The sequence below is a fragment of the Micromonospora endophytica genome (assembly GCF_003236305.1).
In the GTDB taxonomy this organism is placed as follows: domain Bacteria; phylum Actinomycetota; class Actinomycetes; order Mycobacteriales; family Micromonosporaceae; genus Micromonospora; species Micromonospora endophytica.
This window is the reverse complement of record NZ_POTX01000272.1, coordinates 1-7,301: the sequence shown is the minus strand read 5'-3', so window position 1 is coordinate 7,301 and position 7,301 is coordinate 1. Positions and strand designations below refer to the sequence as shown.

At 73.6% G+C, this 7,301-nt stretch carries 6 protein-coding genes and 1 pseudogene; 2 read left to right on the top strand and 5 right to left on the bottom strand.

All coding sequences use genetic code 11. The features are described from left to right. On the top strand, positions 1 to 728 hold a 728-nt coding region (locus C1I93_RS26470), incomplete at its 5' end, for a DUF8832 domain-containing protein (RefSeq protein ID WP_111246000.1). Between the two features lie 6 nt (positions 729 to 734). On the opposite strand, the gene C1I93_RS26465 is transcribed toward C1I93_RS26470, so the two are convergent. The 5 genes from C1I93_RS26465 to C1I93_RS26445 form a co-directional block, all read right to left on the bottom strand. After that, positions 735 to 1,154: a helix-turn-helix transcriptional regulator gene (locus C1I93_RS26465; protein ID WP_111245999.1), complete on the bottom strand. Its 420-nt coding sequence runs from the start codon at positions 1,152 to 1,154 to the stop codon at positions 735 to 737. A 130-nt stretch (positions 1,155 to 1,284) separates the two neighbouring features. Further along, positions 1,285 to 2,454, bottom strand: coding sequence for a class I SAM-dependent methyltransferase (locus C1I93_RS26460; protein ID WP_111245998.1), 1,170 nt, complete (start codon positions 2,452 to 2,454; stop codon positions 1,285 to 1,287). A gap of 241 nt (positions 2,455 to 2,695) precedes the next feature. Beyond that, a complete protein-coding gene (locus tag C1I93_RS26455) occupies positions 2,696 to 4,381 on the bottom strand; it encodes a DEAD/DEAH box helicase (RefSeq protein WP_111245997.1) in 1,686 nt (561 codons plus the stop codon). 379 nt (positions 4,382 to 4,760) lie between these two features. Then, complete coding sequence (locus C1I93_RS26450) at positions 4,761 to 4,988, bottom strand: DUF3107 domain-containing protein (RefSeq protein WP_111245996.1); 228 nt, start codon at positions 4,986 to 4,988, stop codon at positions 4,761 to 4,763. A gap of 63 nt (positions 4,989 to 5,051) precedes the next feature. After that, positions 5,052 to 5,690 (bottom strand): TetR/AcrR family transcriptional regulator, encoded by a 639-nt coding sequence (locus C1I93_RS26445; protein WP_111245995.1) that lies wholly within the window; start codon positions 5,688 to 5,690, stop codon positions 5,052 to 5,054. 146 nt (positions 5,691 to 5,836) lie between these two features. Between C1I93_RS26445 and C1I93_RS26440 the strand changes: the two are divergent. Continuing rightward, a pseudogene (locus C1I93_RS26440) lies at positions 5,837 to 7,301 on the top strand (hypothetical protein); the annotation flags it as partial.

Here is a 7,301-nt window from a genome sequence, read left to right as displayed (position 1 = left end):
GGGTGGGGCAGACCGAGGCGGCCGAGGCGGGCGGGTTGGCGGTCAGCCGGGACGGCTACACGCTCACCCCGGTCTCCGCCGAGTTCACCGCCGGGCGGCCGGGGGAGCTGCGGTTCCAGATCCGGGACGGGCAACGTCGCGCGGTGACCCGTTTCGCGGTGGTGCACGACAAACCGATGCATCTGATCGTGGTGCGCCGGGACCTGACCGGCTTCCAGCACCTGCACCCGAGCATGGCGGCGGACGGCACCTGGTCGGTGCCGCTGACCCTGCCCGAGCCGGGCGTATGGCGGGCGTACGCCGATTTCACGGCGCTCGCCGACGACGGCCGGCAGACGGCCACCACCCTGGGGGTGGATCTGGTCGCCCCGGGCGGGTACGCACCCCGGGCCCTGCCTCCGCCGGCGACCACCACCACTGTCGACGGGTTCACCGCCGGATACCAGGGCACACCCGAGCCCGGCCTGACCGTGCCGCTGACCTTCCGGATCACCGCGGCTGACGGCACCAGCCCGGCGCTGGAACGCTACCTGGGGGCGTACGGCCACCTCGTGGTGCTGCGCGAGGGTGACCTCGGCTACCTGCACGTGCATCCGGAGCCGGAGTTGGTGGACGGCGCGATCCAGTTCTGGTTGACCACGCCCGGCCCGGGGCGGTACCGCCTCTATCTGGACTTCGCGACCGGCGGCGAGGTGCGGACCGCTGAGTTCACGGCGATCGTGCCGTGACGTGCCTCAGCCGACCCGGCGGATCGGGCGGCGGGCGAGATAGCGCAGCAGGTCCCGGATGTGATGCTTCTCCTCCGCCGGCACCGCCGGGTCCGACAGCCGTTGCAGGATCACCCGCACGTCGGCCTCGACCGGACTGTCGTCCCCGCTTCGCCGCAATGCTCCGGTGCTGGCGTCGGGCAGGCCGAGGGCGCGGAACGCCGCCGCCACCGGCAGGTCCAGTGCGGCGCAGAAACCGCGGACCTTCGCCAACTCGGGGTAGTCGTGCCAGTCACCGGCCAGCCAGCGGAAGACTGTGGAACGACCGACGCCGGTGTGGGTGGCCAGGTCGGTGACGGTCCAACCGCGCTCCTCGCGGACCTCGTCGATGGCCTGGCGTACGAAGCGCGCGAATGCCATCTGGGGCGAAACCTCTGCCGATCCCATCCAGTGGGTGTTCCCTCCCGACCGGCACCCCCGCGGCGCCCGCTCTTCGAGAGTAGTACGGCACAAGGGAGAAACAACTGACTGACCGACCAGGCGGTCCCGCCGACGAGACCCGGTAGCGTTCTGGTCTCTACCGGACCGGACCGGCTTGGTCGAGCAGGATCTCCAAGCGAGGCGTGATCCGCCACTGCCCGACCAGCTCGCGATACTCGGTGCGCTGCCCGTCGGTGGGCGGGGTGTCCGTGCGGCGGGCGCGGATGAGCAGGTTGCGTGGGGTGTGCGCGGAGTCGACGAACTCGACCACCTCGGTCCGGTAACCGTGCAACCGCAGCAGCGCGGCGCGCAGCGCGTCGGTGAGGACATCCGCGAAGCGCTCCCGGAGGATGCCCTGCCGGGTCAGCAGGTCGTACGGCCCGGGTGCCGGCTGGGCCCGTAGCTGTGCCGCGATGTCGTGGTGGCAGCAGGGCGCGGCAAGCACCCAGCGGGCCCCCCAGCGCACCGCGCGGGCCAGCGCCTCGTCGGTGGCGGTGTCGCAGGCGTGCAGCGCGAGCACGAGATCGGGCGCCGGGTCGACGACGGCGTCAGCGATGCTGCCGGCCACGAACCGCACCCGGTCCGCCCAGCCCAGCCGCTCGGCGAGTTCGGTGTTGCGCCGACGCTGGTCGTCGCGGACGTCCACGCCTACCAGCTCGACGTCGAGGCCGCGCTGGGAGAGATACCGGTACGCCGCGAAGGTCAGGTACGCGTTGCCACAGCCCAGGTCCACCACGCGTAGCGGGCCGGTCAGGTCGCTGGCCGGCTGCTCCGGCAGCGTGGCCGCCAGTGCCCGCAGGAACGCGTCGACCTGCCGCCGTTTCGCCGCCGAGCCGCCGATCTCGCTGAAGATCGGGTCGCCGGGGTCGAGCAGATAATCCTTGGCCCGGTCGTGCCCGGCTGGCGCGGCGACCGGGCGGGCAGCCGCGGTCCGGTGCACCTGCGCCTCACCCGACTTGGTGACCCGCAGTTGCAGCGTGCGGTCGGCGGTCTCCACATGCCAGTTGCCGAAGGGCTCGGCCAGCAGCGCCTCGACCGCCGTGTCGGCCTCGGGGCCCGGCGTGACGTTGCGGGTGTACGGCCGGGCACCGTCGGAGGTGGCGATCTGGAGCCGCGGACCGGCCTTGAGCGCGACCGGCCGTAGTTCGGCCCGCACCACCGAGGGCCGCCGCCCACGCTGACGACCCGCGGCCACAGCCCTGGTCAACGCGGGACCGAGCAGCAACGCGCGCACCTCGGCCAGGGCAGCGTCCAGGGGTTCGGGCATCGCTCCATCTTCCAGGTCAGTCCGAGCGGCACCATCGGCCGGGTCGGTGGCTGTGCGCCGCCCTCGGACGACTCCTACCATTCCCACCCACAGCAAAGGGCCCGAGGCAGGATGTGGTACCCGCGGTGGCAGCGGACGTCAGCACCCGCGCTGGGTCGCCCGGCATCCGCGCTGGGCCGTCCGGCATCCGCGCTGCCCGGTATCGGGCCGGGCGGGTGACCGCCCGGCACGACGTGCGGTGTCAGTCGGTGGCGACCTCGGCCGGCGTACCGCTGGCGGCGCCGACACTGCTACGGCGGCGTCGGCGACGGCGTGGGCGGGGTGCCTCATCCGTGCCGCCCGGGCCGGCCTCGCCGCTGCCCGTGGCGGCCTCGGTCGCGGTGTCGGCGCTGGCCGTCGGGGTCGCGTCGGTGCCCGACACCACCTCACCGGCTCGGCGACGCCGACGGCGACGTGGGGTACGCGTACCCTCGGCGTCCCCGGCCTGTGCGGTGTCCGGCGCGGCGTCGCCGCCGCCCCCGCTGCTCTCGCTGCGCCCGCGTCCGCCGCCCTCATCCCGGCCCCGGCCGCGGCGGCGGGAACCGCGCGGCTCGTCCCGGCGCGACCGGCCGCCGCCCAGGTCTTCCTCGACCTCGGCGGCCAGGCCGGCGCGGGTGCGCTCGGCGGTCGGCAGGGTGCCAGTCATCTCCGGCGAGATGTGCAGGTCGGTGTAGAGATGCGGAGAGGTGTGGTAGGTCTCCTGCGGCTCCGGCATGTCCAGCCCGAGCGTCTTGTCGATGATCCGCCAGCGAGGCATGTCGTCCCAGTCGACGAAGGTCACCGCGACACCGCTCGCGCCGGCCCGGCCGGTGCGGCCGATCCGGTGGGTGTACGTGTCCTGGTCTTCCGGGCAGTCATAGTTGATGACGTGGGTGACGCCTGTGACGTCGATGCCCCGGGCGGCGACATCGGTGGCCACCAGGGTGTCGATCTTGCCGGCCCGGAACGCCCGCAGCGCCCGCTCACGGGCACCCTGGCCGAGGTCACCGTGCACTGCCGCGACGGCGAAGCCACGGAAGTCGAGATCCTCGGAGACCCGGTCGGCGGCGCGCTTGGTACGCGTGAAGATCATGGTCAGGCCGCGGTTCTCCGCCTGGAGGATCCGGGCGACAATCTCGATCTTGTTCATCGAGTGGGTGCGGTAGACCAGCTGCTCCGTCTGCGGCGACGGGCCGGTCTCCGCCGTGTGCCCGGCGTGGATCGTGATCGGGTGGCGCAGGAACCGCCGGGACAGCGTCACGATCGGGTCCGGCATGGTCGCGGAGAACAGCATGGTCTGCCGGTCCTCCGGCAGCATCGCCAGGATCCGCTCGACGTCGTCGAGGAAGCCCAGGTCGAGCATGCGGTCGGCCTCGTCCAGCACGAGTGCGCGTACGCCGTGCAGGCGCAGGTGCTTCTGCTTGGCGAGGTCCAGCAACCGGCCGGGGGTGCCGACCAGGATCTCCACGCCCTTGCGGAGCGCGTCGACCTGCGGCTCGTACGCCACGCCGCCGTAGATCGGCAGCACGCGTACGCCTCGGGTGCGGCCGGCGGCCGCGATGTCCTTGGCGACCTGGATGCCCAGTTCGCGGGTTGGTACGACGACCAGGGCCTGCGGCAGGCCGTCGCCGCCCTCCTCAGGTGCGAAGACCCGTTCCAGCAGCGGTACGCCGAAGCCGAGGGTCTTGCCGGTGCCGGTCGGGGCCTGCCCGATCAGGTCGGCACCGCGCAGCGCGATCGGGAGCGCGTACTCCTGGATGGCGAAGGCGCGGGTGATGCCGGCCGCAGCCAGCGCGTCGACGGTCTCGGCACGGGCGCCGAGCTCGGCGAAGGTCGGTGCCTCCGGTCGGACCGGGGCGGTCGGGGCCAGTTCCTGGCCGTCTGTGAGGTCTTGAATCGATTCACTCATGTGGATTTGGGGGTGCCCTCTCGTGGGTGCGCCCCGTCATGTCCTCAGGGCGCGTTCGGTATGGCGCGGGCCACACGGTCGGCGGCAGAACGCCGGGCGGACCGGGCCGCACGCGCGCCGTGGGTCGGACTTCGACCGGAACTCGAATGAGGTCTCGGCCGGCTCGACACGCACGGCAACGCGTCCATGTTACCTGAACGGGTACGCCCGCGTCCCGATTCCCGGACGAGCGAGCGCGCAGCTGAGGGCTGAAGTGTGACGTGTGTCACCCCCGGTGTACTCACGCCCTGGTGAGCGTGGGGGTGTGAAGGGGGCGGTCCGGCGGCCGGCCGCCGCGTTCACCGCGCGGGCGGCCGCCGCCGGCCGTGACGACTGGTCGTCAGCGGACGGTGAAACCGACCGCCCGGGGAGATGCCTCCGCGATCTCGACGTAGGCGACCTTGCCGACCGGTACGATGACCCGCCGGCCCTTCTCGTCGGTGAGCGAGAGGGTGCCCTCGCCCCTGGCGACGGCATCGGTCACGATCTGCTCGATCTCGGCCGGCGACTGTGCGCTCTCCAGGACCAGCTCGCGCGGCGCGTACTGCACGCCGATCTTGACCTCCACTGTGCCTCCTCCGTCGGGCGAGATAGCCGCCGTGCGAAGGCTATCCGATCACAAGGGTTTGGTTCAGGCTGACTCACCTTGCAGCGGGAAGCTGGCGATGCCCCGCCAGGAGAGCGCGGCGACAAGCGCCTCGGCCTCTGCCTTGGGCACCTGGCGCCCGCCGGCCAGCCAGAACTGCGCGGCGGTCTCCGCCGCGCCGACCAGGCCGGAGGCGAGCAACTCGGCATGCGCCCGGCTGACGCCGGTGTCGGAGATGATGGTGTCGGTGATCGCCGCGATGCAGCCCTGCTCGACCCGCTCCACGCGCTGCCGCACGGCCGGGTCGTTGCGCAGATCCGACTCGAAGACCAGACGGAACGCCTCGCTCTCGTGGTCGACGAAGTCGAAGTAGGCCCGCACCGACGCGCTGACCCGCTCCTTGTTGTCGGTGGTGCTCGCCATGGCGTCGTGCACCTTTGCCACTATCGCGTCACAGTGCGTGTCGAGCAGTGCGAGGTAGAGATCCATCTTGCCGGGGAAGTGCTGGTACAGCACGGGCTTGGAGACCCCGGCCCGCTCGGCGATGTCGTCCATTGCCGCGGCGTGGTACCCCTGCGCGACGAACACCTCCTGAGCTGCGGCAAGCAGCTGCTTGCGGCGCGCCGACCGGGGAAGTCGGGTGGGCCGGCCGGCGGTCTGGGCGCCGTTCCCCGCAGCGGTCATGGGAACCTCCGAGGTTGTCGTACGGGCCGGCATTTCGCCCGAACCGGTCGGGGCCCGGAGGCTCCGCACGGAATTGGCCCGCCGCTGTAACTTATCGCCACTGTCGCCACACGGTAGCCTCAGCGGGGGCGACCAAGGAGCGCGCGGTGAGTGAAACAGGGCAACCCGGTGCCGCCACCCCGGGAGAGCACGGCGACGGCACCGGTCAGCGGGATGACCTGGGCCGTTCCGGCAGCGGGTGGGCCCCGTCGGCCGCTGACTGGTCCTGGCCGGGGGAGGAAACCGCAGCCGCCTGGCACCGCGCCGAGCCGCCCTCGGGATGGGCCACCGCCGCGCCGCGCTACGCCGATCTACCTGCCCCGGTCGGCGAATCGGCCGGCTCCGAGCAGCCGGCCCGAGTCAACGGTCACCATGTCAACGGCGTACACCATCCGGAGGAGCCCTCCGGTGGCCTGCACGCCCCGGTGAGCGCCCCACCGGGGCCGCGTGAGCCTGGCCACGATCCGGGCCGGGACCGGCTCGTGGTGCCGGCGCCGCGTCCGGCCCCCTCCGGCGAGCAGTCCGGGGCCGGCGGTCTGCCGACCTCCGCGCCGCCCGCCATGCAGGTGCCGCCGGTCGGCACCGCCGCCTCCGGCTTCGAGATGCCTCCCGGTCTGCACGCACCCACCGCCGAGCGCTCCGGTGAGCCGCCGGCTGGTAACCCGCCGCCGGCAACCGGACCGGAGTCCGCCGGGTCGTCCTCGGCCGAGCCGCCGCCGGCCGAGCCGGACCGTCCGAGCTGGGCCCGTTCCGGCACGGCCAGCGACTGGGCGCCGTCCTGGGCCCGTGGCGACGGCGATCCCGCCGGTCGCCGCTCGCGCGAGGCGCCGGGTCCGGGCTGGGCCAGCGAGCCGAGCCGGCCGTACGAGCCGGTGCGCGCCGAGCCGACCCGCCCCTACGAGGCGATACCTATCGATCGGGCCCGCCCCTACCAGCCCTCCCGAGCCGAGGCCGGCCCCGGCCCCGGCCAGGAACCGGCACCGGAACCGGCGGACCGGCCGGGGTGGGGCGCCGATCGGGACCGCCCGCCGTCGGCTCCGGAGGAGCCGTCCTGGGCCACCCGGGCGGCGAGCGAACCGCCGGCCGGGGAGCGCCCGTCCTGGGCCGCGCCGCCGGTCAGTGGGGCTCCCGCCAACGAGGCGCTGCCCTGGGGCGCGCGCTCCGAGGAGTCCCCAGCATGGGGCGCGCGTTCCGAGGAGTCCCCAGCGTTGGGCACGCGTTCCGAGGAGTCCCCGGCGTGGGGCGCGCGTTCCGAGGAGTCCCCGGCGTGGGGCACGCGTTCCGAGGAGAGCCCGGCATGGGGTGCGCGTTCCGAGGAGCCCCCGGCGTGGGGTCCGCGATCGGACGAGAGCCCGGCGTGGGGTGCGCGCTCCGACGAGGGTCTGCCGTGGGGGAGCCGTGCCGCCGGCCAGCCGCCGGCCGAGGAACGCCTGCCGTGGGGGCTGGGCCCCGCCAGCGCGTCACCGTCCAGCGCTCCACCCGCCAGTGCGCCACCGTCCAGCGGGCCGCCGTCCAGTGCGCCCCCCGCCAGTGCGCCACCGCCGTCCAGTGCGCCACCCGCCAGCGCCCCAC

Coding starts and splice junctions, on each gene's coding strand:
- C1I93_RS26465 (WP_111245999.1), bottom strand. CDS start 1,154: ATGGGATCGGCAGAGGTTTCGCCCCAGATGGCATTCGCGCGCTTCGTA.
- C1I93_RS26460 (WP_111245998.1), bottom strand. CDS start 2,454: ATGCCCGAACCCCTGGACGCTGCCCTGGCCGAGGTGCGCGCGTTGCTG.
- C1I93_RS26455 (WP_111245997.1), bottom strand. CDS start 4,381: ATGAGTGAATCGATTCAAGACCTCACAGACGGCCAGGAACTGGCCCCG.
- C1I93_RS26445 (WP_111245995.1), bottom strand. CDS start 5,690: ATGACCGCTGCGGGGAACGGCGCCCAGACCGCCGGCCGGCCCACCCGA.